Here is a 26,483-nt window from a genome sequence, read left to right as displayed (position 1 = left end):
CCGCCGCTCCGCGACGGAGTTCAGCGGTTCCGGAAGTCCGGCGCACGCTTCTCACGGAAGGCCGACATGCCTTCTTTCTGGTCCTCGGTGTCGAACAGCGCGGCGAAGGCCTTCTTCTCGTGGGCCAGGCCGTCGGCGAGCGTCGTCTCCATCGCCGCGTCGAGCGCGGCCTTCGCGGCGAACAGCGACGGCAGCGACTTCGAGGCGATCGTCTCGGCGAGAGTCGTGGCTTCGGCGAGCAGGTCGGATGCCGGCACGACCCGTGACACGAGGCCTGAGCGCTCCGCCTCCTCGGCGCCCATGAACCGGCCCGACAGCACGAGCTCTGCGGCCTTGTAGTAGCCGACCGCACGGATCAGACGCTGGGTACCGCCCATGCCCGGGATCACGCCGAGGTTGATCTCGGGCTGACCGAACTTCGCGGTGTCGGCGGCGAGGATGATGTCGCACATCATCGCGAGCTCGCATCCTCCCCCGAGCGCGAAGCCCGAGACGGCGGCGATCACCGGGGTGCGTACCGCGGCGAACTCGTGCCACACGCCGAAGTGGTCGGTCTCGAGCATCTCGGAGGCCGACATGCCTTCCATCTCCTTGATGTCGGCTCCGGCGGCGAACGCCTTCTCTGAGCCGGCGACGACGATCGCGCCGACGCCGTCGTCGAGGTCGAACGCCACAGCCGCGGCGGTCACCTCTTCGGCGAGACGGCTGTTGAGGGCGTTCAGCGCCTGCGGGCGATTGAGGGTGATCCATCCGACGCGTCCGCGCTGTTCGACCAGGATCGTCTCGTACTCGGTCATCGTGAAGCCCTCTCCGTCGTGGTCATCTCAGTATGTCGGGGGTGGTCGCCGCGTTTCGTCTCGGGCGCTCCGCGGACCCCCGGTCGTTGAGCGAAGACGACGAAGTCGCCTGAGACGAAACGTGCTGAGCCGCCCTCGCATCGTGGCGCGTTTCGTCTCGCTCGGCTCCGCCGTGCTCGCTCAACGACCGGGGAACGCGGGTGGTCGCCGCGTTTCGTCTCGGGCGCTCCGCGGACCCCCGGTCGTTGAGCGAAGACGACGAAGTCGCCTGAGACGAAACGTGCTGAGCCGCCCTCGCATCGTGGCACGTTTCGTCTCGCTCGGCTCCGCCGTGCTCGCTCAACGAGCGGAGGGTGCATCGCGGATGTCGGTGATGATGCCCGAGAAGTCGCGCGATGCCCCCTCGCCCGCGGCGAAGGCTGCGTAGAGCTGCTGCGCGAGGCGCCCCATCTTCGCGTCGGTCGAAGTCTGCTCGATCGCCTGCAGCGCGAGGCCGAGGTCCTTGGCCATCAGAGCGCCGGCGAAGCCCGGCTGGTAGTCGCGGTTCGCCGGGCTCGTGGGCACAGGACCCGGCACGGGGCAGTTGGTCGTGATCGACCAGCACTGACCGGATGCCTGCGACACGACGTCGTACAGCGCCTGATGTTCGAGTCCGAGCCGTTCACCGAGCACGAACGCCTCGGCGACGGCGATCTGCGACACCGCCAGCACCATGTTGTTGCAGACCTTCGCGGCCTGCCCGAGGCCGGGGCCGCCGCAGTGCACGATGCGCTTTCCCATCACCTCGAGTACGGGAAGCGCCGCAGCGAAGTCTTCCTCCGATCCACCCACCATGAAGGCGAGGGTGCCGTTCTCGGCGCCGACGACTCCGCCCGAGACCGGAGCATCGATGTTGCGGTGCCCCGCGGCGAGGGCGAGGGCGTGGGCCGCGCGGGCCTCGTCGACCGCGATCGTGGACGACTCGATGAACAGGGTGTCCGCACGCGCGGCGGCGAGCAGCTCGGTACGGTACGCCTCGATCACGTGCCTGCCCGCGGGGAACATCGTGATGACGACGTCGGCGTCGGCGACGGCATCCGCCCCGCTCGCAGCGACCGGGATTCCGGCGGCCAACGCCGCCTCGATCGCCGCGGGCACCAGATCGAAGCCGTGCACCTCGTGCCCGGCGGCGACCAGATTCTTCGCCATCGGCAGCCCCATGTGGCCGAGGCCGAGGAACGCGATAGCGGTCATGATGCGCTCCGCATCGAGGCCGAGCCTGCCGGACGCAGCATCTCGCGACCGACGATCAGGCGCATGATCTCGTTCGTGCCCTCGAGGATCTGGTGCACCCGGAGGTCACGGACGACCCTCTCGATGCCGTAGTCCTGCAGATATCCGTAGCCGCCGTGCAGCTGCAGCGCGCGGTTGGCGACGTCGAAGCCGGCATCCGTCGCGAAGCGCTTGGCCATCGCGCACCGCATCGTGGCATCCGGAGCATGGTCGTCGACCGCCAGCGCGCCGTCCCGGACCATGAGACGCGCGGCCTGCAGGTCGGTGCGCATATCGGCGATCGCGAAGAGGATCGACTGCTTCTCGGCGAGGGGCTCACCGAACGCCACGCGCTCGTGCACGTACTGCACCGCACGGTCGAGTGCCCACTGGGCGCCGCCCAGCGAGCAGGCGGCGATGTTGAGGCGACCGCCGTTGAGCGCCGACATCGCGATCGCGAAGCCCCGGCCCTCATCCCCCAGCATTCCGGATGCCGGGATGCGGACGCCGTCGAGGATGACCTGCCTGGTGGGCTGCGCATGCCAGCCCATCTTCTTCTCGGGGGCGCCGAAACTGAGCCCGTCGGCGTCACCCGGGACGAGGAAGGCGCTGATGCCGCGGGCACCCGGCTCGCCCGTGCGAGCCATCACCACGTAGACGGCGGCCTCACCGGCACCCGAGATGAACTGCTTGACGCCGGTGAGCAGGTAGTCGTCTCCGTCTCGGACCGCGCTCGTCGCGACGTTCGCGGCGTCGGATCCGACTCCCGGCTCGGTGAGGCAGTAGCCGCCGAACTCCTGCATGGCGGTGAGATCGGGCAGCCACCGGCCGCGCTGCGCGTCGTCGCCGTAGGTGTCGATCATCCAGACCACCATGTTGTGGATCGAGATATAGGCGGCGACGGCGGGGTCGCCTTTGGCGAGCTCTTCGAAGATCGCGACCGTGTCGGAGCGGCTGAGACCCGTGCCGCCGAACTCCTCGCGCACGTAGATGCCGCCGAGGCCGAGCTCGCCCGCCTTGCCCAGGGATTCACGCGGGAAGATGTGCTTCTCGTCGCGCTCGGCGGCGAACGGGGCGAGCTCGGTGTCGGCGAACTCCCGGACGGCGTCGAGGATGGCCTCGCGCTCTTCGGCGGTGGTGGTGGTGGTGGCCATGGTCATGTCGATTCCTTGTGGGGTGTTGCGTTTCGTCTCGGTCGGCTTCGCCGTCCTCGCTCAACGACCGGGGGTCTCGGTCGCCTTCGCCGTCCTCGCTCAACGACCGGGGCTACGGGAGGTCAGTGCATGGTGGGGATCACGAAGCTGGCTCCCTCGCGGATGCCGGCGGACGGCCAGCGGCTCGTGACCGTCTTGGTCTTCGTGTAGAAGCGGAACGCGTCTGCGCCGTGCTGGTTCAGGTCGCCGAAACCACTGCGCTTCCAGCCGCCGAACGTGTAATACGCGATCGGCACCGGGATCGGCACGTTCACTCCCACCATCCCCACCTCGACGCGGGCGGCGAAGTCGCGGGCCGCATCGCCGTCGCGCGTGAAGATCGCGACGCCGTTGCCGTACTCGTGCTCGGAGGCCATACGTAGCGCCTCCTCATAGTCGGCGGCGCGGGCGATCACGAGCACCGGTCCGAAGATCTCCTCGCGGTAGATCGCCATGTCGGTGGTGACGTGGTCGAACAGTGTCGGTCCGAGGTAGAACCCCTGCTCGTGCCCCGGCACCGAGAACCCGCGCCCGTCGGCGAGGAGAGTCGCTCCCTCGTCGATGCCCTGCTGGATGTAGCCCTCGACGCGCTCCACCGCCGCGCGCGTGACGAGCGGCCCGTAGTCGACGTCGGCCGCGAGTGAGGGGCCGATGCGCAGCTGCGCCACGCGCTCGGTGAGCTTGGCGGCGAGAGCATCCGCCGTCTCCTGACCGACCGGCACCGCGACCGAGATCGCCATGCATCGCTCGCCCGCCGAGCCGTAGCCCGAGCCGATGAGCGCGTCGACGGCCTGATCGAGGTCGGCGTCGGGCATCACGATCATGTGGTTCTTGGCGCCGCCGAAGCACTGCGCGCGCTTGCCGTGGGCGGCGGCCGTCGAATAGATGTACTCGGCGATCGGGGTCGAGCCGACGAACCCGACGGCGCGGATGCGATCGTCTGTCAGCAGCGCGTCGACCGCCTCTTTGTCTCCGTGCACGACGTTGAGGACGCCCGCGGGGAGGCCTGCCTCGAGGAACAGCTCGGCGATGCGCACGGGCACCGAGGGGTCGCGCTCGCTCGGCTTGAGCACAACGGCGTTGCCGGCGGCGAGGGCGGGGCCCGCTTTCCACAGCGGGATCATGGCGGGGAAGTTGAACGGAGTGATCGCCGCGACGACTCCGAGCGGCTGACGCATCGAGTAGACATCGATCCCGGCGCCGGCACCCGTCGAATACTCGCCCTTGAGCAGGTGCGGGGCGCCGGCTGCGAACTCGATGACCTCGAGTCCGCGCTGGATGTCGCCCTTCGCATCGTCGACGGTCTTGCCGTGCTCGCTCGCGAGAAGCTCGGCGAGAGACTGCATCTCGCGCTGCACCAGATCGAGAAAACGCAGCAGCACCCGTGCGCGCTTCTGCGGATTGGTCGCCGCCCAGTCGATCTGCGCGGCCTCGGAATTAGCGATCACCGCGGCGACCTCGTCGGCGGAGGCCAGCGGCACCTGCGCCTGCACCGATCCGGTGCTCGGATCGAACACGTCGGCGAAGCGGCCACCCTCAGGGGTGAGGTGCTTTCCGCCTACGAAATGGGGAATGGTACGAGTCATTGTGCGGTGTCCCTTCGCGCCGTCGTTGGCACTATGACGATGGTACTTCGGCATCCGGTAATTTACTAGGGCGTCCGTGCACTTTCGAATCGCGCACTGTGCAGTTCTGAGGGCGCTTCTCTTGCTAAGTGCGCGATTCGAAGGAGGGGGTGGGAGGGAAAGCGCTTCCCGGCTAGGGTCGAAGAAGTGGACATCGACCACCGAACCAGGAGAACCATGCACTACGGCGCCGACTACAACCCCGAGCAGTGGCCACGAGAAGTGTGGCCCGAAGACGTCAGACTCATGCGCGAGGCGGGCGTGACGCTCGTCAGCCTCGGCATCTTCTCGTGGTCGCGCATCCAGCCGGCCGAGGGCGAGTTCGACTGGGAGTGGCTCGACGAGATCATCGGGCTGCTGCACGAGGGCGGCATCCAAGTCGACCTCGCCACCGCGACCGCATCCCCTCCCCCGTGGGCCTCCGCCGCGTATCCCGAGATGCTGCCGCAGGATGCCGACGGTTCGACGTTCTGGCCGGGCAGCCGCCAGGCGTACTCCCCCGCGTCTCCCGTCTATCGCCGCCTCGCGTCCGAGCTCGTCACGGCCCTCGCGGAGCGCTACGCGCAGCATCCGGCAGTCGTGCTGTGGCACGTCAACAATGAGTACGGATGCCACCTGCACTACGACTACTCCGATGCGGCGCGCGATGCCTTCCGCGTGTGGCTCGAGCGCAAGTATTCGACCATCGACGCCCTCAACCACGCGTGGGGCACCGATTTCTGGTCGCAGCGCTACACCGCGTTCGAGCAGATCGTGCCGCCGCGCAAGGCGCCGTACAGCATCAACCCGACGAGCGTGCTCGACTTCAAACGCTTCACCTCGGACACTCTGCTCGAGCTGTACGTCATGGAGCGCGACATCATCCGCGCCTCCGGCGCGACCCAGCCGATCACCACGAACTTCATGGGTCCGTTCCCGCCGGCCGACTACTGGAAGTGGGCGGCCGAGGTCGACGTGATCAGCGACGACAACTACCCCGATCCCAACGACCCGGAGTCGTTCCGCGGAGCGGCGTTCGCCCGCGAGCTGATGCGCGGCCTCAAGCCCGGTGTGCCGTGGATCCTCACGGAGCAGTCGACGAACGCGCTGAACTGGCGACCGACCAACGCACCGAAGGCACCGGGTCAGATGGCGGCGATCAGCGCCCAGGCGGTCGGCCGCGGCGCCGACGGCATCATGTTCTTCCAGTGGCGCCAGTCGCGCCGCGGCAGCGAGAAGTTCCACTCGGCGATGGTTCCGCAGGCAGGGCTCGAGACGCGCACCTGGCGCGAGGTCACAGAACTCGGCGGGCAGCTCGCCCAGCTTCCTGACCTGCCGGATGTCACCTCGGGGGCGAAGATCGCGCTCGTGTTCGACTGGGAGAACTGGTGGGCCATCGACGGGCGCGACCACCCGATCGTGCTCGACTACCTCACGCTCTCGCACCGCTGGCACGCGGCGCTGCACCGCCAGAACCTCGCCGTCGACATCGTCAACACGACCAGCGACCTCAGCGGATACTCGCTCGTCGTGGCACCGCAGCAGTATCTGCTCAGCGACGAGGGCGCGGCGAACCTGACCGCTTACGTGCGCCAGGGCGGCAACCTGTTCGTGTCCGCATTCAGCGATGTCGTCGACCAGGACGATGCCTTCCGCGACGGCGGGTTCATCGTCTCGCTGCGTGACGCGCTCGGCGTGGCGCTCGAGGACTTCGGAGCGCTCGTCGCCCCCGAGTCCGTGCGGTCGGCCGACTCGGCCGGCGAGGTCGCGAGCCACGCGGTGCCCGACGGGCCAGGCCAGTCGGAGGCTCCGCTCGACGGCCCGGCCGGACGCATCGTCGGACAGTACTTCGCCGAGGAGCTGCTGGTGCAGGATGCCGAGGTGCTCGGCCGCTTCACCGAGGGCCGCACCGAGGGTCGCGCCGCGTTCACGCGCAAGGCCTTCGGCGAAGGGCACGGGTACTACCTCGGAACGATCCCGGACGACGACGGGATGCTCGCGGTGCTGCGCTGGCTGGCCACCGAGGCCGGAGTGACCGCCGAGATCGACGGGCTGCCCGAGCACGTCGAGATCGCACGTCGAGGTGGCATACTCACCGTCATCAACCACAGCGCGGAACCGTTCGCGGTGGATGTGCCCGGGGTGGATCTGCTGACCGGGTCGACGGTCGCTCGTCGCGAGCTCGGCGCGTTCGGATGGGCGTTCGTCGACACGCGCGCTTCGCAGGACTCGCAGGACTCGCAGGACTCGCAGGATTCACAGGATTCGCAGGGCTCGCAGGACTCGCAGAAGGAGAACAGCTGATGCAGTACACACGTCTCGGACGAGCAGGCGCCCGAGTGAGCCGTCTGGCCCTCGGCACGATGAACTTCGGCCCCGTGATCGATGAGGAGGCCTCGCGCGCCATCCTGGATCGCGCGGTCGAGGCGGGTATCGACTTCATCGACACCGCCGACGTCTACGGCGGCGGACGGTGGGGTGACCACCCCGGACAGTCGGAGGAGATCCTCGGACGCTGGATGAAGGACCGCGGCAACCGCGACGACCTGGTCGTCGCGACCAAGGTCTTCGGCGTGATGGGCCCTCGGTCGAACGATCGCGGACTGTCGGCGGTGCACATCCGCGCGTCGGTGGATGCCTCGCTGCGTCGCCTCGGCACCGACCGGATCGACCTCTACCAGATGCACCACATCGACCGTGAGGTGCCGATCGACGAGACGCTCAGCGCCTTCGCGACGCTGCGCGAGCAGGGCAAGATCACCTATCTCGGCAGCTCGAACTTCGCCGGGTGGCACCTGGCGCGCGTGCACGAGATCGCCGCGGCATCCGGCTATCCGGCCCCGGTGACCGAGCAGTCGCTGTACAACCTCACCGAGCGCACGGTCGAGCTCGAGGTCGTGCCCGCCGCGGAGCAGTACGGCATGGGGCTGCTGCCCTGGTCGCCGCTCGCCAGCGGGCAGCTCGGCGGCGTGCTGCAGAAGACCGATCGCTCGCGGTCGAGCCTCGACGCGCTCGGAGACCGACGCCCGGCGATCGAACGCTACGAGGAGTTCTGCGCCGAGCTCGGCATCCGCCCCGGTGTCGTCGCGATCGCCTGGTTGCTGCACCAGCCGGCGGTGACCGCCCCGGTGATCGGCCCCCGGACGATCGATCAGCTCGACTCGGCCGTCGAGGCGCTCGACGTGGTGCTCGATGCCGACACGCTCGCCGAGCTCGACCGCATCTGGCCGGGCCCCGGCGGCACAGCGCCCGAAGCGTACGCCTGGTAGGACGCGCGATCCGGCCGCGTGTTCGCCGGTCGTTCACCGTTCGTACACGTCGACCGACTACAAATGCAGATGCGCGGACACAGACTCAGACCGGATCGGGTAGTCACGTCATCCGCGCACCACGGTGAGCGTCTGCTCCCGTTGCGGTGACACACCGCGAAAGACCCCCGCCGAATCGGGTCGGCGGGGGTCTTCTCTGTGCGCGTTCCGAATCGTGCTTCCCGCGGCGGCCTTTTGAATCGCTCACTTGGCAGATCTCGGCTGGTTGTTTCTGCAAAGTGCGCGATTCGAAGTCAGTGGGAACGGCCGGGGTTGTGGACAACGGCATCCGTCGAGCGCCGCAGCATGCCACCGTGTCGACCATGACGCCGCGAGACGAACTTCCTGACGAGTTCCGCGACACCGGGTTCTCGGTGCACATCGCACGGTTGCACGGCGTGAGCCGCAGTCGCCTGCGTGGTGTCGACCTCGAGGCACCGTTCTTCGGCGTGCGCGCGCCCGCCGGCAGCGTGCCGATGTTCGACGATGTCGAGGATCCGTATGAACGGCAGCGCCGCGCGCGGGTACACCGCGCACACTCCTACGCGCCGCGACTGCACACCGGTCATTTCTTCAGCCATCACACGGCTGCGTCCGTCTGGGGCGCACCGCTGCCTCTCGAATTCACCGAGGACGACACGGTCACCCCGTACAGCGACCTCCACCTGCACGTCAGCGCCGCCGGCCACACACCCTTCCCCCGTGCGACCGGCATCGTCGGCCATCGGACACTGGCGAGCATGACGGAGATCACCATGCACGACGGCCTGCGCGTCACCTCGCCCGCCGCGACCTGGGCATCGCTCGGAGGACTTCCGCTGTTCGACATCGTCGCGATCGGGGATCACATGTGTCGCGTCTGGCGTGACGGACGGGGCAGACCGACGCCCGGGCGCACACCGCTCTCAACGCGCGAGGGTCTGCGGAGGATGCTGGACGCAGGGCGACGGCGCGGAGCAGCACGTCTCAGAGATGCCCTCGAACTGGTCCGGGAGGACTCCTGGTCTCCTCGCGAGACGCAGGTGCGTTGCATCCTGGTCGCCGGCGGGCTGCCGGAGCCGGAGCTCAACGTCGATCTCTACGACGAGGGTGGGCGCTTCCTCGGATGCGTCGACATGGTCTACCGGGAAGCACGTGTCATCGTCGAGTACCTCGGCATGCTGCATGGGGAACGCTGGGCGGCCGATGTCGAGCGGCTCGCGCGTCTCCGCGCCGCGGGGTGGGTCGTCATCGAGGTCACCTCACCGCTTCTGCACCGGCGGACGGAGCTCGTGCGGCGCGTATCGGCAGCTCTCGGCGCCTGACCCCCCTTCGAATCGCTTACTTTGCAGTTTTCCAGACGCCGTTTCTGCAAAGTGCGCGATTCGAAAGGCCGGATGCCGGGGCTACAGCCGCTCGATGATCGTCGCGTTCGCCATGCCGCCGCCCTCACACATGGTCTGCAGGCCGAAGCGTCCGCCGACAGCCTCGAGCTGGTCGACGAGAGTCCCGAGCAGACGCGTGCCCGACGAGCCGAGGGCGTGCCCGAGCGCGATCGCCCCTCCGCGCGGGTTGAGCCTCTCAGCATCCGCCCCGACCTCGGCCGCCCAGGCGAGCGGCACCGACGCGAAGGCCTCGTTGACCTCGTAGGCATCGAGGTCGTCGATCGTGAGGCCGGTGCGCTCGAGGATGCGACGCGTCGCAGGGATCGGGCCCGTGAGCATCATGAGCGGGTCGTCTCCGACCACCGTGAACGCGTGGAATCGCGCGCGCGGCGTGAGCCCGAGGGCTTCGGCGCGCTCGGCGCTCATCAGCAGGGCTGCGGATGCTCCGTCGGTGAGTGGCGAGGAGTTTCCGGGAGTGATCCGCCAGTCGACCTCGGGGAAGCGCACGGCGAGCGCATCCGTGCGGAACGCGGGGTTCAGACCCGCCAGCCCCTCGGCCGTCGTGCCGGCGCGGACGGTCTCATCGGTCACGGCATCCGGGGCCTCCGCGACCGGGATGATCGTGCGGTCGAAGAACCCCTCAGCCCACGCGGCAGCGGCGCGGCGGTGCGACTCGGCGGCGTAGGCGTCGAGGGCGGCACGATCGAGGTCCCAGCGCTGCGCGATCAGCTCGGCCGAGACCCCCTGGTTCACGAGCCCGTCGGGGTAGCGCTCGCGCAGTCGAGGCGACATCGGGCTTCCGCCCGAGGCGGACGACCCCAGCGGCACCCGGCTCATCGACTCGACGCCGCCGACGATGACCGCGTCGTACGCGCCGGCGATGATCCCCTGCGCAGCGAAGTGCACAGCCTGCTGGCTCGACCCGCACTGCCGGTCGATCGTGGCCCCGGGAATCGACTCGTCGAAGCCCGCAGCGAGCACGGCCTGCCGGGCGATGTTCGACGACTGGTCGCCGACCTGGCTCACGCAGCCGAGCAGCACGTCGTCGATCTGGCGCGAGTCGAGCCCGCTGCGCTCGAGGATCGCGGCGAGCGCGCCGGCCGCGAGATCGACCGGATGCACCCCGGACAGGGCTCCACCCGGCTTGCCCCGCCCGACCGGGGTGCGGACGACATCGATCAGGACGGCTTCGCTGCGCGTGCTCATGCGTCCCATTCTCTCCCGGCGCGTTCGCCTGTGGCCGATTCGGGCTGCTACCCCCGGCATCCGAAATACAATCGTTGATGCGCCCGCACCCCGGCGCATCCCCCCACCGTCGAGGCGCCCGTGACCCGGGCCGACCGCTGTATCGAGGACCGCACCATGTCCAGCGAACCCATCACCGTCTCCATCCGCCGCGAGGTCGACCCCGAGCATGTGGCCGCCGCCACCGCCTGGGTGCAGACCGGCGTGAATCTCGCCCACCGGTATCCGGGCTTCCTCGGCTCCGGCTGGGTGCGCGACGGCGAGGACTCGCACGTCTGGCACATGCTCTACCGCTTCACCGACGAGAAGTCGCTGATCGCGTGGGAGCAGTCGGGCGAGAGGGAGTGGTGGAAGTCGACGGGCGACCAGTTCGTGCGCAGTGAGCGCGTGAAGCGTCGCACCGGCATCGAGGGGTGGTTCGACGAGCCGACCACTGACACCATCACCCTGCCCCGCGCCGACGGATCGACGACCACGGTCGCGATGGTCAGCACTCCCCCGCGGTGGAAGCAGGCTGTGTCGATCTGGCTCGGATTCTTCCCGGTGAACCTCGCCTTCACCTATGCGATGAGCCCGGTCCCGGGCTGGAACGAGCTGCCGATCTGGCTGCGGGTGCTCGCGACGACTGCGGTACTGACGCCGATCATGGCCTACTGGGTACTGCCGTTCGTCACGAGGTCGCTGCGCCGCTGGCTCACCCGCTGAGGCTCGCCTGCCGCCGCCGTCTGCCGGCGCTGCCATGCGGGGTCAGAAACGCATCGGAATCGAGGGTTTCGGGTGCGAAAGTGACGCCGCACCGGAGCTCGGGCCACCGGCGGGGTCAGAAACGCACCGGAATCGGACGTTTCGGGTGCGAAAGTGACCCCGCACTGGCGGCGGCACTCCGGTCGCAGTTTCAACGGCACGAACTGCGACTCGAACGATCGCGCTACAGCGCCTCAGACCGCGGAGATCCTCCAGGATGCCGCGTGCGCAGCTCCCGGTTCGAGCACGACGAGATCGGTTCCCGAGTTGAATGCATCCGGCGGGCAGGTCATGGGCTCGACCGCCAGGCCGATGCGGTGGATCGCGTCGATCTCGGGGTTGTCGGCCGTGTGCACCTGAACCCACGGGCAGCGCTCGTCGAAGGTCATCGCGACGCCGGTTCCGGCATCCGTCAGCACCCGCACCTCGGCGACTCCGCCCTCGCGCGCGAGACCGGTGAAGGCGTGGTCGATGAAGACGTCGGCGATCGGGCGCGCAGCGCGGAAGTCCCACTGCGGATGCTCGGCCACACCCTCGAGGGCCACGGGGCTCAGCCGGTCGTCGGTGACGGTCAGCACCTCGGATGCCGGCAGCAGAAGCGTCCAGTCATCCACCCGGCCGTCGGGGCCGGCGACGAGATACGGATGCGGTCCGGTGCCCCAGGGCGCAGCATCCGCCCCGAGGTTGTGCGCCGTGACGGTCTGATGAAGGCCGTCGGCGTCGATGCGGTACTCGGTCTCGACCTCGACGCGGAACGGGTATCCGGTCTGCGGCTCGATGACGGCCGCGAGCACGACGCGATCGTCGAGCACGAGACGATCCTCGAACTCGGCCCAGGCGAGCAGGCCGTGCAGCGCCTGGCCACGCGCGGGCTCGGTCAGAGCCAGTTGATGCTCGGCGCCGCCGAACGCGTAACGGCCGTCGACGATGCGGTTCGGCCACGGCGCCAGAGTGGTGCCGCGATATCCCGGCCGCACCTCGTCGGCGTCGAACGGCACGACCAGGTCGCGTCCCTCGAAGGTGAGCACGCGCAGCGATGCGCCGACGCTCGCGATGACCGCCTCATATCCGTGCCCGGCAATGCGCAGCTGGCGCCCCGACCGCGGCCGGCCCGCTTTCGTCATCACAGCCCCTGCGCGAGTCGGTAGTAGGCCTGGTTCCAGCGGACCTGCTTCTGGAACTCGGGGAGCGTGGTCGCATCGTCGATCACGAGCAGCTCGACCTCGGCCATCTCGGCGAAGTCGCGGAAGGCCTCGAGCCCGACGGCCGTCGACATGACCGTGTGGTGCGCGGCACCCGCGGTCAGCCAGGCGGCGGCGGAGGTGTTGAAGTCGGGCTGCGGCTTCCAGACGGCGCGGCCGACAGGGAGCTTCGGTAGCGACTGACGCGGCGGCACGTTCTCGACGACGTTCGCGGTGAGGCGGAACCGGTCGCGCATGTCGCTGAGCGCGACGACGATCGCGGGACCGGGATCGGCGGTGAAGACCAGGCGAACCGGGTCGTCCTTGCCGCCGATGCCGAGCGGGTGGATCTCGAGAGTCGGCTTCGCGGTGGTGAGCGAGGGCGAGACCTCGAGCATGTGCGCCCCGAGGATCAGCTCGTCGCCGGGAGTCATGTCGTAGGTGTAGTCCTCCATGAGGCTCGCGCCACCGGGGAGCCCCGCGCCCATCACGTTGGCGACGCGCACGAGAATCGCCGTCTTCCAGTCGCCCTCGGCGCCGAAGCCGTAGCCCTCGGCCATGAGGCGCTGCACCGCGAGGCCCGGCAGCTGCTTCAGCGCACCGAGGTCTTCGAACGAGGTGGTGAAGGCGCCGAAGCCGCCCTCCTCGAGGAACGTCCGCAGACCGATCTCGATCGCGGCCCCGTCGCGCAGTGACTGGTGGCGGTCGCCTCCGCGGCGCAGCTCCGGCACGACCTCGTACAGCTCTTCGTACTCGGCCACGAGGGCGTCGATCTCGGAGTCGGATGCCGTGGCGACCGCATCCGCCAGGTCGTTCACGCCCCACGTGTTGACCTGCACTCCGAAGCGCAGCTCGGCCTCGGTCTTGTCACCCTCGGTGACGGCGACGTAACGCATGTTGTCGCCGAAGCGGGCGAGCTTGAGCGAGCGGGATGCCGCGAGACCGGCGGCGGCCCGCTGCCAGGTCGCGATCTCCTGGCGAACGCGCGGGTCGCTCGCGTGGCCGACGACGGTCTTGCGGGGCACGCCGAGACGGGTCTGGATGTAGCCGAACTCGCGGTCGCCGTGCGCGGCCTGGTTCAGGTTCATGAAGTCGAAGTCGATGTCGGCCCACGGCAGCTCGACGTTCGCCTGCGTGTGCAGGTGGGCGAGCGGCTTCTGCAGCGCGTCGAGACCGGCGATCCACATCTTCGCGGGGCTGAACGTGTGCATCCACGCGATCAGACCGATGACCTTGTCGTCGGCGTTGGCCTCGAGGGCTGTGCGCTTGATGGCCGCGGCATCCGTCAGCACCGGCTTCCACACGATCTTCACCGGGACCTCGCCGGCCTCGTCGAGGATGCGGGCGATCTCCTGCGACTGCTCGGCGACCTGCGCGAGCGTCTCCGGGCCGTAGAGGTGCTGGCTGCCGGTGAGGAACCAGACCTCGTAGCCGTCGAGCGACGTGGTGAGCGGAGTGCGGGGCATGAGAGGCCTTTCAGATTCGGTCGTTGAGCGAGGAGCGAAGCACCGAGACGAAACGTGGTGCGCTTCTCGCGCTCAGCGATGGGAAGAGTTCAGAGAGCGGTGGTCGCGGCGGCTTCGATGGCGAGGCCGGCGCGGTAGCGGTCGAGGTAGGCGGTGAAGCCGGCGACGTCGGCGGGGTCGGGGTCGGCGACCGCGAGGGATGCCGTGGCGAAGACGTCGCGCTCGAGGTACTCCCCCAGCGAGGCCGTCTCGGCGTGCGCGAGGTACGACGCGAGCACGGCGATGCCCCACGCCCCGCCCTCGGAGGCGAGCTCGCCCACCGCGACCGGAGCGCCGAGGGCTCCGGCCAGGAAGCGCTGCGCGACCCCGGCGGTGCGGAACATGCCACCGTGCGCGAACATGCGGTCGAGTTCGACGCCCTCGGCGGTGAGCACCTGCATGCCGAGCGCCAGCGTGCCGAAGACGCCGTAGAGCTGCGAGCGCATGAAGTTCGCCAGAGTGAAGGCACTGACCGGGGTGCGCACGAACAGCGGGCGCCCCTCGGTCAGGCCGGCGATCGGCTCGCCGGCGAGGTGGTTGTAGGCGAGCAGCCCACCGGCATCCGCCTCTCCGTCGAGAGCCTCGCGGAAGAGCGCGTCGAACACGTCGTCGTCGCTCAGAGGCTGGCCCGCGGCGGCGGCGAAGCGGGTGAAGAGTCCTGCCCAGGCCGCGAGCTCGCTCGCACCGTTGTTGCAGTGCACCATCGCCACGGCGTCACCTGCGGGAGTCGTCACGAGGTCGAGTTCGTGATGCACCTCGGCCAGCGGATGCTCGAGCACGACCATCGCGAAGATGCTCGTGCCCGCCGAGACGTTGCCGGTGCGCGGCGACACCGAGTTCGTCGCCACCATGCCGGTGCCGGCATCGCCCTCGGCCGGGCAGAGCGGGATACTGGGCTTCAGCGTGCCGGTCGGGTCGAGCAGGGCCGCACCCTCGTCGGTGAGCGTTCCGGCGGCGGCGCCCGCGGGAAGGACCTTGGGGAGCAGGTCTCGGGCTGCCGCCGGGAGACGGTCGGCGGCGAGGGCGTCGTAGGCCTGCAGCATCCGCTCGTCGTAGTCTCCGGTGGCCGAGTCGATCGGGAACATGCCGGAGGCGTCGCCGACACCGAGCACCCGTTCGCCGGTCAGGCGCGTGTGCACATAGCCGGCGAGGGTGGTGACGAAATCGAGCTGCGGCACGTGCGCCTCGGCATCGAGCACCGCCTGGTGCAGGTGCGCGATCGACCAACGGAGCGGGATGTTCACACCGAGCAGGGCGGTCAGCTCAGTCGCGGCCGCGCCCGTGTTGGTGTTGCGCCAGGTGCGGAACGGCACGAGCAGCTCGCCCTGTGCATCGAAGGCCAGATAGCCGTGCATCATGGCCGAGATGCCGATCGCTCCGAAGGTCGCGGGGCGCACGCCGTGGCGCTTCTCCGCGTCGGCGACGAGCTCGGCGTATGCGGCCTGGAGCCCTGCCCAGACCTCGTCGATCGCGTAAGTCCAGAGGCCGTCTTCGAGCCGGTTCTCCCAGGCGAAAGAGCCGGTGGCGAGCACCTCGGTGGCGTCCGCCCCGATCAGGCAGGCCTTGATGCGGGTGGAGCCGAACTCGACGCCGAGGCTCGTGCGTCCGGCGAGGATGTCGTCACGGGCGGTCGTCGGACCCTGGGCCCCTGAGCCTGTCGGACCCTGGGCCCCTGAGCCTGTCGAACCCTGGGTCCCTGAGCCTGTCGAACCCTGGGTCCCTGAGCCTGTCGAACCCTGGGCCCCTGAGCCCGTCGGACCCTGGGCCCCTGAGCTTGTCGAACCCTCGGCCCCTGAGCCTGTCGAAGGGCTCATCGTCGGGCGTCCGAGTTCTGTCCGTAGACGTTCTGATAGCGGGTGAAGAGGCTGTCGATGGCCTCCTCCGGAATCGGGATCAGGGGTCCGGCCTCACGGGCGTAATGCACGGTGCGAGCGACGTCTTCGACCATGACGGCGGCCTTCACGGCATCCTTCGCGTCGACTCCGATGGTGAACGGGCCGTGGTTCTGCATGAGCACCGCGCGACTGCGGTGGCCCGAGAGCGTCTGCACGATGCCGCGACCGATCGAGTCGTCGCCGATGATCGCGAACGGCCCGACCGGAACGGGGCCGCCGAACTCGTCTGCCATCGCCGTGATGACGCAGGGGATCTCCTCGCCGCGGGCGGCCCAGGCGACGGCGAAGGTCGAGTGCGTGTGCACGACGCCGCCGACCTCGGGCATGTGGCGGTAGACGTAGGCGTGCGCTGCGGTGTCGCTCGACGGCGAGCGGTCGCTGCCGGGGGTGCCGGGGATCACCGCGCCGTCGAGGTCGCAGAGGATCATGTTCTCGGGGGTGAGGTCGTCGTAGCTCACGCCCGAGGGCTTGATCACGAACAGGTCGGCGCCGGGCACGCGGCCCGAGACGTTGCCGCCGGTCCAGACGATGAGGCCGTAGCGAACGAGTTCGCCGTGCAGACGGGCGACGTCCTCGCGGACCGCCTGGATGGATGCGTCGATCTCGGCGGAGAAGACGGGGGCTTCGTTGCTCACGGGTACCTCAGGGTCGTCGGTGGTCACTGTGACCGGTCACAGTAGTGTGTCATGGGGATCTGCCGACCGTCAAGACACGGATGCTCCACGCGCGCCGCTCAGCGATGCCACGTCACCACGGCGTGCGGGGTCACTGTCGCACCTCCCCCTCGGGCGGGGTCACTGTCGCACCTCCCCCTCGTGCGGGGTCACTGTCGCACCTCCGCCTCGGGCGGGGTCACTGTCGCATCGGATCCGGCGGGTTCGCGTGCAGAACTGACCCCGCACGGCGCAGCACGTGCAGAACTGACCCCGCACACACCGGCCCGGCTCAGCGCGGCGGCGCGACCGAATCGCGAGCTACCAGCACGGGCTCCACGGGAGGGAGCTCGGATGCCGCAGCTCCGGTGCTGCCCGCCAGCACCGCCGCGACCGCGCGGCGCGCCAACTCAGAGAAGTCCTGTCGCACAGTCGTGAGCTTCGGCCAGTAGTACGCGGCGTCCGGGGTGTCATCGAAGCCCACCACGCTGATGTCGGCGGGCACCGAGAGTCCGACTTCCTGCAGACCGCCGAGGAGCCCGAGGGCCATCTGATCGTTGGCGGCGAACACCGCAGTCACGCCCGACTCCCGCACGGCGTCGGCCGCCGCGTAGCCCGATCCCGCCGTCCAGTCGCCCTCGAACACAGGGCCCGCGACGAGTCCACGGGCGGCGAGCTCGGCGGCGAACCCCTCGGTGCGGGACTCGGCCTCGAGCCAGTCAGCGGGTCCGGCGAGGTGCGCGATGCGCGTGTGCCCGGCGTCGGCGAGCGCCGAGACGGCGAGCCTGGCTCCCGCAGCCTGGTCGACCGAGAGGCCACGCGCACCCCGGTCGGCTGCGTGCAGGGTCACGACGGGTACGTCGATGCGCAAAGCGTCGAGCGCGTCGAGGGTGTGCGCGTGCGGGGCGACGACGACGATGCCCTCGACCCCCTGCATCACGAGGTGGTCGACCGCGGCGACCACGGCATCCGCATCCCCCGCATCCGCGAAGGCCGCACTCAGCCAATAGCCCGCCTCGCGGGCCGAGGCCTCGAGCGCGGCGATGCTGCGCGAGGGGCCGTAGTGCAGTGCGTCGGTGGCCAGCACTCCGAGGGTGCGGGAGCGCCGGGTGCCCAGCGCTCTGGCCGCGTTGTTCATGCGGTAGCCGAGCTCTGTCATCGCGGCGAGCACCCGTTCGCGGGTCTCCGCAGCGACCTCCGGGTGATCGTTCAGCACCCGCGACACCGTCTGTCGAGACACCCCTGCGAGTACGGCGACGTCGCGCACGCCGACGGTTCGGCGGGGCTCGCTGCTCGTGTCACTCACGCCGACGAGTGTATGCCGAGCGGCCCCGGCACCTCGCCTTCGTGCCACTCTGGTGACATGCGCATCGCACTCACGGGATCATCGGGCAAGCTCGGTAGCGTCGTCGCGCGGGAACTCCGCGCCGGCGGTCACGAGGTCATCGGCATGGACGTCGCGGGCACCCGCGGCCCCGGCTTCGTACAGGTCGATCTCACGGACTATGGCCAGGTCGTGGATGCTTTTACGGCCGTTGGCGACCGCCACGACGGCATCGACGCCGTCGTGCACCTGGGCGCGATTCCGGCTCCCGGCATCCGCAGCGACGTCGCGACCTTCCACAACAACATGCCGGCCACGTTCAACGTCTTCTGGGCGGCGGTGCGCCTCGGCATCCGCCGCGTCGTCTACGCGTCGAGCGAGACGGTCCTCGGCCTGCCGTTCGATGTGCCGCCGCCCTATGTGCCCGTCGACGAGGACTACCCCGCCCGCCCCGAGTCGGTGTACTCGCTCGTCAAGACGCTCGAGGAGCAGCTGGCGCGAGAGCTCGTGCGCTGGCATCCCGACCTGTCGATCACCGCCCTGCGATTCTCGAACGTGATGAACCCCGAGGACTACACCGAGTTCCCCGACTTCGACGCCGACGCCCTGCGCCGCAAGTGGAACCTGTGGGGCTACATCGACGCGCGCGACGGCGCGCAGGCGGTGCAGCGTGCCCTCGAAGTCGCAGCCCCTGGTTTCGACAACTTCATCATCGCGGCGGCCGACACGGTGATGTCGCGCCCGAACACCGAGCTGCTCGCCGAGGTCTTCCCCGATGTGCCGGTCGCCCGCGAGTTCGGACCGAACGAGACGCTGCTGTCGATCGACAAGGCCCGACGGGTGCTGGGGTTCGACCCGCAGCACTCCTGGCGCGACCACGTCTGACCGCGGGTCCAGTCGTCGCGCCAAGCGGCAATACGAGGCTGCTCCTTCGCGCTGGCAGTCAGTTCCAGAGGCGGGCAACCCGGGCTTCGGCCTCGCGAGTTCGCGCTTGCGCGCGGGCCGCAGCGGTCGCAGCGCTGGCGAGTGCGGTCTGCATACCGTCGGCACACTCTTTCCAATCGCGCTGAGCGCGGGAGTAGGCCTCTCGGGCGTGCCCGGTCCACGACTGCTTCAGTTCGGAGACCTCGGAGTCCAGGGCCCCGAGAATCATTCGGACCTGCTGCGCGGTATCGGCGAGGTCCGCGATCGACTGCGCGAGCGGTTCGTGGTCGACGCGGATGCGCATCAGTCGCCCTCACCCGATTCAGGTTTCGGCCAGCTCAGGTGGAGGTCACGGAGCTCGTAGGGCTGAGACACCTCATTCGTGAGGAAGTACGTGTAGAAGACGACCGCCGCCTCGTCGGCGGTGAAGACCTCTTGCGGGTAGATCGTGGTGTTGTGACGACCGTCGTCGTAGTGGATCACTTCGGTGGGCTCGCCTGTGCGATCGCCACCGGGCTTGCCGATCGCGTACTGGTGGGGGGTGCCGTCGGGCTCGATGCGGCGGACTTCCAGCGCCAGCGCGTCGGCGGTGCCGGCGCACTGCATGTACTCCTCGCTGAATGGGATGCTGTCCAGCAGATCAGCACCTTCCGGCGCTCGCCACAAACTGTAGGCCCAGAACGAGGATCCGTTCATCTGAAGCAGAACGAACCGGATCTGTTCGGAGTACGGACGGAAATCGTCTAGGAGCGCGCCGCGGGAACGTCCGTTCCTCTGGGTGATGTGTGTGGGCTTCGTCACTTGACTTCCTTCAGTATCACTTTGGTGATCTGTATTCTCTCGCCGTTGATGACTGCTGTGGCTGGACGATCAGGGCTGACCGTGCTGTCGAATCCTCTCTGATATACGTCCCGACTCCCGGTTCCTCCCTTGACCTCCACGCCGGTGTAGGTGCCGTCGGGATTCTTGTATAGGCCGTCGTAGTACCGGTGCTGCTCAGTCGTCGCGCCGGGCTTGTAATACCCGTCGATGGTCGCACGCACCTTGTCGCGGATGATGTCGTACCCGGTATCGCTAGCGACTTCATCGAGCCCGATCTTCTCGGTGTCGACCCAGGGGCGTTGCCCGTCGCCGTTGTACTGGCCCTTGATGTCACGACCCCCATGTTCGGGGTGAGGGGGTGGGCGTTGGGCGACGGAGACGGCGTCGTCGCCCGTGGCCTCGTTCATCCATCGCGTCCCGGCGTGCCCGGCGGTGGCGAGGCCGGCTCCGCCGACGCCCGCTCCGGCCCAAGCGACGCCGCCGCCCGGCACCGCACCCACACCGGTGACCGCGAGCGCGCCTCCGCCGCCCATCATCGTTCCGCCGCCGACCACGAGGGCGACCCCACCCAGAAGCTCGAGCAGGATGTCGGGGTGGTTGAGGAGGGCGTTGCCCATCGAGGCGATGAAGTTGAGCTGGTCGATCGCCGGGTTCAGCACCACTGTCTCGAACATCGCCGCGCCGACCGCCCCGGCGACCGCCCAGTTCTTCGAGCTCTCCGCGCGTCTCGGTGTCTCGAGGGGCGCCGCATCCGCCGCATCATGGAGGGCGTTCGCGGCGTCGACGGCGTAGCGATCCAGCACTCCCCGTGCGTTCGTCAAGACGTCAACCGCCTGTGTGCGCAGGTCCGCGCCACCATCGACGAACGGGACGTCGAGTTCGATGTGTCGGAGGCCGAGGTCGCGCTCGAGCTCGCGCACCTTCACCTGGTGCGCCTGACGCGAGACGATCGTCTCCGCTTCCGCCTGCTCCCACAGGTCGATCGCGCGCGCGGCCTCATCCTGCGCCCACTGCAGTGCATCGCCATATGTCGACAGGGCTGCTGCGCCGTTCATGAGGTGCTCGCCGCACCTCGTCCACGATGAGCGCACGTACTCGGCGCGTTCCAGGTACTTCTCGTACGGGTAGCCCGTCCATGCCGAATCGACCTCGACGCCCCGCAACCCATCCCGAAGTGCGGTCGCCGCCTCGGACCGCGACCGCCACGCCGACGCGATCGTGTGCACCGCGGCCCACGATCCGGGCACCAGAGCGACCGGGTCGTTCGTCATCCCCAGCTCGGACATCAGAAGTCGCTCTCAGACCAGATCATCTGGTCGAGTTCGCTGCGCGCGGCATCATCGCCACGGTCGAAGACCTCGGCCGTCTGCCGAAGATTCTCCACGAGCGTGTCGACGTCTTCGAGGCGTCGCCCGAGAGCAGTCGTCCAGGTCTCCCCGAACCGGGCCACCGCGGCCTCGACCGGATCCGCTCCCAGCCCCGAAGACTGCGCGACAACCGACGAGCCGAAGTCCTCTCGCACCGCCGCGGCCTTCTTCGCGAAGACTCGGAGCTCGTCGGTCTCGACATCCGTCATCGTGGTTGCACCGTCACGATGAACGACATTACGTCGTCATATGACGACAGAAAGGATGCCCACTTGCTATATTTCGGTGTTCAGGGATGCAGAAACACGAATGGCCCCCGACCTGGTGGATCGGAGGCCATTCGGACGAGGGAACGGAGCTACTCCCGCTTGCGCGTCACCGCCCGCTGGAGCAGCACGAACACGAGCAGGATGCCGCCGGTGATGATCGTCGTCATCTCCGGTGGGATGCCGCCGTCGCGCGTGATCAGCACGTTCATCAGTCCGAGCACCAGCGCGCCGACGACCGAGCCGAGCACGTAGCCGTACGCACCCGTCAGCACGGTGCCGCCGATCACCGCGGCGGCGATCGCGTCGAGCTCCCACCCGATGCCGGTGATGTTCTGCGCGGTTCCGAGCCGTGCGGTGTACAGCACCGCCGCAAGACCGGCCAGGCCACCACTGATCACGTAGACGAGAACCTTGGTGCGCTGCACGGGAAGCCCCATCAGCAGAGCGGAGCTCTCGGAGCTGCCGATCGCATACACCGTCCGCCCCGTGCGGGTGCGGTGCAGCACGAAGAACGCGGCAGCCACGACGATCACCGCGACGAGCACCGCGGGGGTGATCACGAGGTCGTTGACCTTGGGACCGTCGATGATCTTCAGCTGCGTGCCGATCCACCGGATCGGCGACTCCTCACCGAGTCGCTCCGGCTTGGTGCTGAGCAGCGACGCGAGGCCGCGCCCGAGGAACATCATCGCCAGCGTCGCGATGAACGGCTGCACACCGAAGTACCTGATCAGGATCCCCGAGACGACGCCGAAGAGCATGCCGATGCCGATCATCGCGATGATCACGGCGAAGGCGTTCCACCCGGCATTCGAGAGCATGACGCCGGCGACCGACGACACCGCGATGATCGAGCCCACCGAGAGGTCGATGCCGCCGGTGAGGATCACGAAGGTCAACGCGACGGCGAGCACGATGAGGTGCGCGTTGTTGATGAGCAGGTTCGACAGCGTGTTGAACTGCAGGATGCGACCGTAGGCCAGCTCGCCGAAGATCACCATGCCGACGAAGATCACGACAGAGGCGATCGTCGGCAGCACCGACGGGTTCGCCGTGACCATGCGGCGCACGCGATCGACGACGGTCTCGGTCGCCTGCGGGGCGGGGGTGGCGGTCACGACGCTCATGCGGACACCTCTTCCTTCGCGATGATCTGTTCGACCGGTCGAGCCTTGCGACGTGAGCGGAACCAGCTGCGCACCCGCTGCGACTGCAGCAGGCACAGCACGACGATGACGATGGCCTTGAACGCCGGCGTCGCCGACGACGAGACCCCGAGATACAGCACGGTCTTGTCGAGGGTGGCGATGAGCAGCGCTCCGACGAACGCGCCGCTGAGCGAGAACTTGCCGCCGGCCAGCGATGCGCCGCCGATGACGACCGCGAGGATCGCATCGAGCTCGAGTTGATATCCGGTGCGCGAGATGTCGACCGTCATGACGCTGCCGACCGACATGATCCCCGCGATCCCCGCGAGCAGGCCGCTCATGATGTACGCCGTGAGCAGCAGGCCCTTCGGCTTGATGCCCGCCATGCGACTGGCCCGGGGGTTGATGCCGATCGCCTCGATCATGAGCCCCAGCGCACTGCGCCTCACGACCCAGCCGACGGCGATCACGATGAGCACGGCGAGGATGAACACCACCGGGATGCCGATCACGAAGCCGTTCGCGATCCATCGGAACGCATCGTTCGACGCGGTGGTGTTCTGCCCGCCGGTGATCACCTTTGCGATGCCGCGGCCCGCGAGCATGAGCACGAGTGTCGCGATGAACGGCTGCAGCCCGACATAGGCGACGAGCAGACCGTTGACCGCCCCGAGGATGCCGGTGATGACCAACGCGAGTCCGACCGCGGCGAGCGCCGCACCGAACGAGTCGCCCGCGGCGCTGAGGAACTCCATCGAGACGGCCCCGGCGACGGCCATCAGCGAGCCGACCGAGAGATCGATGCCACCGGTGGCGATCACGAGGGACATCCCGATCGCGATCATCATGATCGGCGCCGCCTGGCGCAGGATGTCGATCAGGTTGCCGACGAGGTTGCCGTTGTTGGGGTTGATCGAGAGCGCGAGGTAGGTCGGGTCCTTGATCACGTTCAGGGCGAGCAGCGCGAGGATCGCGACGATGCCCCAGAAGAACGGCTTGTGGATCAGATCCCGCCAGATGGTGGTGCCGGCTGACGCGGTCATCGCGCTGCCTCCTTGTCGGTCGTGGGGGCGATGCTATCGGGCACGGCGCCGTCGGTGTCGTCGAGCGTCTCGGCCGCGGCCTCCACTCCGTGAGCGGCGATCACATCGACGATCACCTGCGCGGTGACATCGGGGCCGTTCTGGATCTCGCCGATCTTGCGGTGGTCCTTCAGCACGATGATCCGCTCGGAGAGACGCACGACCTCTTCGAGCTCGGACGAGATGAACACCACGGCGACGCCGTCTTCGGCGAGCTCGGCCACCGCCTCCTGGATCTCAGCTTTCGCACCCACGTCGATGCCGCGGGTCGGCTCATCGAGGATCAGCAGCTCGGGCTGCGTGGCGAGCCAGCGCCCGAGCAGCACCTTCTGCTGGTTACCGCCCGAGAGGTTCTTGATCATCCGGTCGGGGTCGGCGGGACGGACGTGGAACTGCTCGATGTAACGGTCGACGATCGCGTCCTGCTCCTTGCGGCTCATGGGCCGCGCCCAGCCGCGCTCGGCCTGCACCGCGAGGATGATGTTCTCGCGCACGGACAGGTCTCCGATGATCCCCTCGTCACGGCGGTTCTCAGTCGAGAAGGCGATGCGGCGAGGCAGCGCATCGGCTGGCGATCTGAGATCGACCCGGCGTCCGTGCAGTTCGATGGTCCCCTCGTCGGGACGATCCGCCCCATAGAGCAGTCGGGCGAGCTCGGTGCGGCCCGAGCCCAGAAGACCGGCGAAGCCGATCACCTCGCCAGGGCGGATGTCGAGGTCGGTCGCCTCGACCGCGCCTCGTCGCGCGATGCCGGATGCCGCGAGCAGCGGCTTCTCGTCGACGTCGCGCGGTGCGCGGCGGCGGTTGCCCCCGAGCGACGTGAGCGCGTCGAGGTCCTTGCCGATCATGGTCGAGATGAGGGCATGGCGGTCGAGGTCACGGGTGAGGTACTCGCCCTCGTACTGCCCGTTGCGCAGCACCGTCAGCCGATCGCTGATCGCGTAGACCTGGTCGAGGAAGTGCGAGACGAAGAGGATCGCGACCCCCTGGTCGCGCAGAGCCCGGATCACGGTGAACAGGCCCTCGACCTCGGCGGCATCGAGGCTGGAGGTCGGCTCGTCGAGGATGAGCACCTTGGCCTTGATCGCCATCGCGCGACTGATGGCGACGAGCTGCTGCAGCGCGATCGAGAGCGTCGACAACGGCTTGCGGGTGTCGAGGTGGCCGAGCCCGAGGCGGTCGAGGGCCTCGGTCGCCGCTCGATGCGTGGCCGTCCAGTTGATGCCGAAGACTCCGCGAGACTCGTGTCCGAGCATCACGTTCTCGCCGATAGAGAGGTTCGGGGCGAGATTGACCTCTTGGTAGACCGTGGAGATCCCGGCATCCTGCGCGTCGCCGGCGCCGCCGAAGCTGCGCTCCTGCCCTGCGACGACGATCGACCCGGAATCGATCCGGTAGACACCGGTCAGTGCTTTGATCAGGGTCGACTTTCCGGCGCCGTTCTCTCCCATGAGCGCGTGGACCTCGCCCTGGAACAGCCGGAAATCGACTCCGTCGAGGGCTTTCACGCCCGGGAATTCGATAGAGATCCCGCGCATCTCGACGATGGGCAGTGCTTCGTTCATCGCTGTATCTCCGTCCGCAGAGCCCGGGTGGTGCAGTGCTCCTGCCCCACCCGGGCTCGCTGCCGGATCACTCCGGCGTCGGGTTCGGTGGTCGGTCAGTACTTGCGATCCGCGAGCACGGCCTGCGCCGCCTCGGCAGAGTCGAATGCCTCGCTGGGCACGACGATGTATGAGTCGACATCCTCGCCCGCGAGGGTCTTCTCGACGACCTCGAGCGCGGTCTCACCGAACAGCGGGTTGTACTCGTGCACGTAGCTGAGCTGGCCGTCGGCGAGCGCCTGCATGGCGTTCTTGGTGCCGTCGATCGTGGCGATCTTGACGTCCTCGCCGACGACGAGGCCGGCCTCCTCGGCAGCCTGAGCGGCACCGAGACCCATCTCGTCGTTCTGCGCGAACACGAGCTGGATGTCGTTGCCCGAGGACTTCAGCATCGTCTCGAAGACGCTCTTGCCCTCTTCCGCCGACCAGTTCGCGGTCTGCGCGTCGAGCTTCGTGAGCGACGAGTCGCCGAGGCCTTCGTCGAAGCCCGTGTTGCGTTCGTTCACGACGCCCACGCCCGCCGGACCCTCGAGCACGACGTAGTTGCCGCCATCCGGGAACGTGGCCGCAGCCCAGGTGCCGACCTCCTTGGCGACCTCGACGTTGTCGGGAGCGATGCGCGTCACATACAGGCTGTCGTCGTCGGGCTCGATGCCTCGGTCGAGCAGGATGACGGGGATCTCCGCCTCCTGCGCGCGCTTGAGCGAGTCCTCCCAGCCGGACGCCTCGGTGGCCGACAGCAGGATGACGTCGACGCCCTCATCGACGAACGATGTGAAGGCGTCGATCTGCGACTTCTGGTCGAGGTTCGTGGCGGGGGCGTACTTGAGTTCGTATCCGGCTTCCTCCGTGAAGGTGTCCTGGATGTTCGACTCGTTCGCCTCGCGCCAGGCGCCTTCGGGACCGACGGCGACGAAGCCGACGGTCGTGATCTCCTCCGAGCCGCCCCCGTCGCCGCCCGAGTCGCCCGACGAGCAGGCCGCAAGGCCGATGGTGAGTGCGCCGACTGCTGCCAGGCCGAACGCGACGCGGATGCGCTTCTTCGCGGACATTGTTTCTCCTCTTTGAGATGCCGGTGGTCACTCCGGCGGTGGCGGACCAGTCATGGTCCTGTCGTGATTGCAGGACAGCGACTTCGCATGTCCTGCGGCGATGTTACCGGGAACATTTTCCGAAACACAAGAGGTCGTTACCAAATCGGGC

23 protein-coding genes are annotated in these 26,483 nt (G+C 68.5%); 5 read left to right on the top strand and 18 right to left on the bottom strand.

Features of this window, described 5'->3' with window-relative positions; translation table 11 throughout:
• Positions 1 to 20 precede the first annotated feature (20 nt).
• The 4 genes from ACZZZN_RS17880 to ACZZZN_RS17865 form a co-directional block, all read right to left on the bottom strand.
• Positions 21 to 797, bottom strand: a complete 777-nt coding sequence (locus ACZZZN_RS17880) for an enoyl-CoA hydratase-related protein (protein ID WP_463506479.1) — start codon at positions 795 to 797, stop codon at positions 21 to 23.
• 339 nt (positions 798 to 1,136) lie between these two features.
• On the bottom strand, positions 1,137 to 2,030 hold the full coding sequence (mmsB, locus tag ACZZZN_RS17875) for a 3-hydroxyisobutyrate dehydrogenase (RefSeq protein ID WP_463506478.1): 894 nt from the start codon (positions 2,028 to 2,030) through the stop codon (positions 1,137 to 1,139).
• Complete coding sequence (locus ACZZZN_RS17870; RefSeq protein WP_463506477.1) at positions 2,027 to 3,208, bottom strand: acyl-CoA dehydrogenase family protein; 1,182 nt, start codon at positions 3,206 to 3,208, stop codon at positions 2,027 to 2,029. The genes mmsB and ACZZZN_RS17870 overlap by 4 nt, the downstream gene beginning before the upstream one ends.
• A gap of 116 nt (positions 3,209 to 3,324) precedes the next feature.
• Positions 3,325 to 4,827 (bottom strand): CoA-acylating methylmalonate-semialdehyde dehydrogenase, encoded by a 1,503-nt coding sequence (locus tag ACZZZN_RS17865; protein WP_463506476.1) that lies wholly within the window; start codon positions 4,825 to 4,827, stop codon positions 3,325 to 3,327.
• A gap of 216 nt (positions 4,828 to 5,043) precedes the next feature.
• On the opposite strand from ACZZZN_RS17865, the gene ACZZZN_RS17860 reads away from it, so the two are divergent.
• The 3 genes from ACZZZN_RS17860 to ACZZZN_RS17850 all read left to right on the top strand — a co-directional run bounded on the left by ACZZZN_RS17860 (position 5,044) and on the right by ACZZZN_RS17850 (position 9,457).
• Positions 5,044 to 7,149 carry a beta-galactosidase gene (locus ACZZZN_RS17860; protein WP_463506475.1) on the top strand — a complete coding sequence of 702 codons (2,106 nt, stop codon included), beginning with the start codon at positions 5,044 to 5,046 and terminating at the stop codon, positions 7,147 to 7,149.
• Positions 7,149 to 8,114 carry an aldo/keto reductase gene (locus ACZZZN_RS17855; protein ID WP_463506474.1) on the top strand — a complete coding sequence of 322 codons (966 nt, stop codon included), beginning with the start codon at positions 7,149 to 7,151 and terminating at the stop codon, positions 8,112 to 8,114. The genes ACZZZN_RS17860 and ACZZZN_RS17855 overlap by 1 nt, the downstream gene beginning before the upstream one ends.
• A 353-nt stretch (positions 8,115 to 8,467) precedes the next feature.
• Positions 8,468 to 9,457: an endonuclease domain-containing protein gene (locus ACZZZN_RS17850; protein ID WP_463506473.1), complete on the top strand. Its 990-nt coding sequence runs from the start codon at positions 8,468 to 8,470 to the stop codon at positions 9,455 to 9,457.
• An 81-nt stretch (positions 9,458 to 9,538) separates the two neighbouring features.
• Here the strand turns inward: ACZZZN_RS17850 and ACZZZN_RS17845 are convergent, their stop codons facing one another.
• The gene (locus ACZZZN_RS17845) at positions 9,539 to 10,723 is read right to left on the bottom strand and encodes a thiolase family protein (protein WP_463506472.1); all 1,185 of its coding nucleotides are present in this window, start codon (positions 10,721 to 10,723) and stop codon (positions 9,539 to 9,541) included.
• Between the two features lie 156 nt (positions 10,724 to 10,879).
• On the opposite strand from ACZZZN_RS17845, the gene ACZZZN_RS17840 reads away from it, so the two are divergent.
• Positions 10,880 to 11,467, top strand: coding sequence for an antibiotic biosynthesis monooxygenase (locus ACZZZN_RS17840; protein ID WP_056313942.1), 588 nt, complete (start codon positions 10,880 to 10,882; stop codon positions 11,465 to 11,467).
• Positions 11,468 to 11,700: 233 nt separating this feature from the next.
• Here the strand turns inward: ACZZZN_RS17840 and ACZZZN_RS17835 are convergent, their stop codons facing one another.
• From ACZZZN_RS17835 to ACZZZN_RS17815, 5 genes are all read right to left on the bottom strand, one after another.
• The gene (locus tag ACZZZN_RS17835; RefSeq protein ID WP_463506471.1) at positions 11,701 to 12,630 is read right to left on the bottom strand and encodes an aldose 1-epimerase family protein; all 930 of its coding nucleotides are present in this window, start codon (positions 12,628 to 12,630) and stop codon (positions 11,701 to 11,703) included.
• The gene (gene araA / locus ACZZZN_RS17830) at positions 12,630 to 14,153 is read right to left on the bottom strand and encodes an L-arabinose isomerase (RefSeq protein ID WP_463506470.1); all 1,524 of its coding nucleotides are present in this window, start codon (positions 14,151 to 14,153) and stop codon (positions 12,630 to 12,632) included. The genes ACZZZN_RS17835 and araA overlap by 1 nt, the downstream gene beginning before the upstream one ends.
• A gap of 89 nt (positions 14,154 to 14,242) precedes the next feature.
• Entirely contained in the window at positions 14,243 to 16,006 is a 1,764-nt protein-coding gene (locus tag ACZZZN_RS17825; RefSeq protein ID WP_463506469.1) for a xylulokinase, read from the bottom strand.
• Positions 16,003 to 16,722, bottom strand: a complete 720-nt coding sequence (locus ACZZZN_RS17820) for an L-ribulose-5-phosphate 4-epimerase (RefSeq protein WP_463506468.1) — start codon at positions 16,720 to 16,722, stop codon at positions 16,003 to 16,005. Before ACZZZN_RS17820 ends, ACZZZN_RS17825 begins: the two co-directional genes overlap by 4 nt.
• A 310-nt stretch (positions 16,723 to 17,032) precedes the next feature.
• Positions 17,033 to 18,046, bottom strand: coding sequence for a LacI family DNA-binding transcriptional regulator (locus tag ACZZZN_RS17815; RefSeq protein WP_463506467.1), 1,014 nt, complete (start codon positions 18,044 to 18,046; stop codon positions 17,033 to 17,035).
• 57 nt (positions 18,047 to 18,103) lie between these two features.
• On the opposite strand from ACZZZN_RS17815, the gene ACZZZN_RS17810 reads away from it, so the two are divergent.
• A complete protein-coding gene (locus ACZZZN_RS17810; RefSeq protein WP_463506466.1) occupies positions 18,104 to 18,949 on the top strand; it encodes an NAD-dependent epimerase/dehydratase family protein in 846 nt (281 codons plus the stop codon).
• Positions 18,950 to 19,007: 58 nt separating this feature from the next.
• Here the strand turns inward: ACZZZN_RS17810 and ACZZZN_RS17805 are convergent, their stop codons facing one another.
• The 8 genes from ACZZZN_RS17805 to ACZZZN_RS17770 form a co-directional block, all read right to left on the bottom strand.
• A complete protein-coding gene (locus tag ACZZZN_RS17805) occupies positions 19,008 to 19,292 on the bottom strand; it encodes a WXG100 family type VII secretion target (protein ID WP_463506465.1) in 285 nt (94 codons plus the stop codon).
• Entirely contained in the window at positions 19,292 to 19,789 is a 498-nt protein-coding gene (locus tag ACZZZN_RS17800) for a hypothetical protein (protein ID WP_463506464.1), read from the bottom strand. The genes ACZZZN_RS17805 and ACZZZN_RS17800 overlap by 1 nt, the downstream gene beginning before the upstream one ends.
• Positions 19,786 to 21,096 carry a putative T7SS-secreted protein gene (locus tag ACZZZN_RS17795; RefSeq protein WP_463506463.1) on the bottom strand — a complete coding sequence of 437 codons (1,311 nt, stop codon included), beginning with the start codon at positions 21,094 to 21,096 and terminating at the stop codon, positions 19,786 to 19,788. Before ACZZZN_RS17795 ends, ACZZZN_RS17800 begins: the two co-directional genes overlap by 4 nt.
• Positions 21,096 to 21,386, bottom strand: coding sequence for a type VII secretion target (locus tag ACZZZN_RS17790; protein ID WP_463506462.1), 291 nt, complete (start codon positions 21,384 to 21,386; stop codon positions 21,096 to 21,098). Before ACZZZN_RS17790 ends, ACZZZN_RS17795 begins: the two co-directional genes overlap by 1 nt.
• A gap of 149 nt (positions 21,387 to 21,535) precedes the next feature.
• Positions 21,536 to 22,573, bottom strand: coding sequence for an ABC transporter permease (locus ACZZZN_RS17785; RefSeq protein ID WP_463506461.1), 1,038 nt, complete (start codon positions 22,571 to 22,573; stop codon positions 21,536 to 21,538).
• Positions 22,570 to 23,637, bottom strand: coding sequence for an ABC transporter permease (locus tag ACZZZN_RS17780; protein ID WP_463506460.1), 1,068 nt, complete (start codon positions 23,635 to 23,637; stop codon positions 22,570 to 22,572). The genes ACZZZN_RS17785 and ACZZZN_RS17780 overlap by 4 nt, the downstream gene beginning before the upstream one ends.
• Entirely contained in the window at positions 23,634 to 25,241 is a 1,608-nt protein-coding gene (locus ACZZZN_RS17775) for a sugar ABC transporter ATP-binding protein (RefSeq protein ID WP_463506459.1), read from the bottom strand. The genes ACZZZN_RS17780 and ACZZZN_RS17775 overlap by 4 nt, the downstream gene beginning before the upstream one ends.
• Positions 25,242 to 25,336: 95 nt before the next feature.
• Positions 25,337 to 26,332, bottom strand: coding sequence for a substrate-binding domain-containing protein (locus ACZZZN_RS17770; protein WP_463506458.1), 996 nt, complete (start codon positions 26,330 to 26,332; stop codon positions 25,337 to 25,339).
• Positions 26,333 to 26,483: the final 151 nt, after the last annotated feature.

The organism is Microbacterium sp. AC145 (assembly GCF_979258505.1).
This window is presented reverse-complemented; position numbering and strand designations above follow the sequence as displayed.

Excerpts from the sequence above, each read along its gene's own strand:
- ACZZZN_RS17880 (WP_463506479.1), bottom strand. The coding sequence starts at position 797 with ATGACCGAGTACGAGACGATCCTGGTCGAACAGCGCGGACGCGTCGGA.
- mmsB (WP_463506478.1), bottom strand. The coding sequence starts at position 2,030 with ATGACCGCTATCGCGTTCCTCGGCCTCGGCCACATGGGGCTGCCGATG.
- ACZZZN_RS17870 (WP_463506477.1), bottom strand. The coding sequence starts at position 3,208 with ATGACCATGGCCACCACCACCACCACCGCCGAAGAGCGCGAGGCCATC.
- ACZZZN_RS17865 (WP_463506476.1), bottom strand. The coding sequence starts at position 4,827 with ATGACTCGTACCATTCCCCATTTCGTAGGCGGAAAGCACCTCACCCCT.
- ACZZZN_RS17860 (WP_463506475.1), top strand. The coding sequence starts at position 5,044 with ATGCACTACGGCGCCGACTACAACCCCGAGCAGTGGCCACGAGAAGTG.
- ACZZZN_RS17855 (WP_463506474.1), top strand. The coding sequence starts at position 7,149 with ATGCAGTACACACGTCTCGGACGAGCAGGCGCCCGAGTGAGCCGTCTG.
- ACZZZN_RS17845 (WP_463506472.1), bottom strand. The coding sequence starts at position 10,723 with ATGAGCACGCGCAGCGAAGCCGTCCTGATCGATGTCGTCCGCACCCCG.
- ACZZZN_RS17840 (WP_056313942.1), top strand. The coding sequence starts at position 10,880 with ATGTCCAGCGAACCCATCACCGTCTCCATCCGCCGCGAGGTCGACCCC.
- ACZZZN_RS17835 (WP_463506471.1), bottom strand. The coding sequence starts at position 12,630 with ATGACGAAAGCGGGCCGGCCGCGGTCGGGGCGCCAGCTGCGCATTGCC.
- araA (WP_463506470.1), bottom strand. The coding sequence starts at position 14,153 with ATGCCCCGCACTCCGCTCACCACGTCGCTCGACGGCTACGAGGTCTGG.
- ACZZZN_RS17825 (WP_463506469.1), bottom strand. The coding sequence starts at position 16,006 with ATGAGCCCTTCGACAGGCTCAGGGGCCGAGGGTTCGACAAGCTCAGGG.
- ACZZZN_RS17810 (WP_463506466.1), top strand. The coding sequence starts at position 18,104 with ATGCGCATCGCACTCACGGGATCATCGGGCAAGCTCGGTAGCGTCGTC.
- ACZZZN_RS17805 (WP_463506465.1), bottom strand. The coding sequence starts at position 19,292 with ATGCGCATCCGCGTCGACCACGAACCGCTCGCGCAGTCGATCGCGGAC.
- ACZZZN_RS17795 (WP_463506463.1), bottom strand. The coding sequence starts at position 21,096 with ATGTCCGAGCTGGGGATGACGAACGACCCGGTCGCTCTGGTGCCCGGA.
- ACZZZN_RS17790 (WP_463506462.1), bottom strand. The coding sequence starts at position 21,386 with ATGACGGATGTCGAGACCGACGAGCTCCGAGTCTTCGCGAAGAAGGCC.
- ACZZZN_RS17785 (WP_463506461.1), bottom strand. The coding sequence starts at position 22,573 with ATGAGCGTCGTGACCGCCACCCCCGCCCCGCAGGCGACCGAGACCGTC.
- ACZZZN_RS17780 (WP_463506460.1), bottom strand. The coding sequence starts at position 23,637 with ATGACCGCGTCAGCCGGCACCACCATCTGGCGGGATCTGATCCACAAG.
- ACZZZN_RS17775 (WP_463506459.1), bottom strand. The coding sequence starts at position 25,241 with ATGAACGAAGCACTGCCCATCGTCGAGATGCGCGGGATCTCTATCGAA.
- ACZZZN_RS17770 (WP_463506458.1), bottom strand. The coding sequence starts at position 26,332 with ATGTCCGCGAAGAAGCGCATCCGCGTCGCGTTCGGCCTGGCAGCAGTC.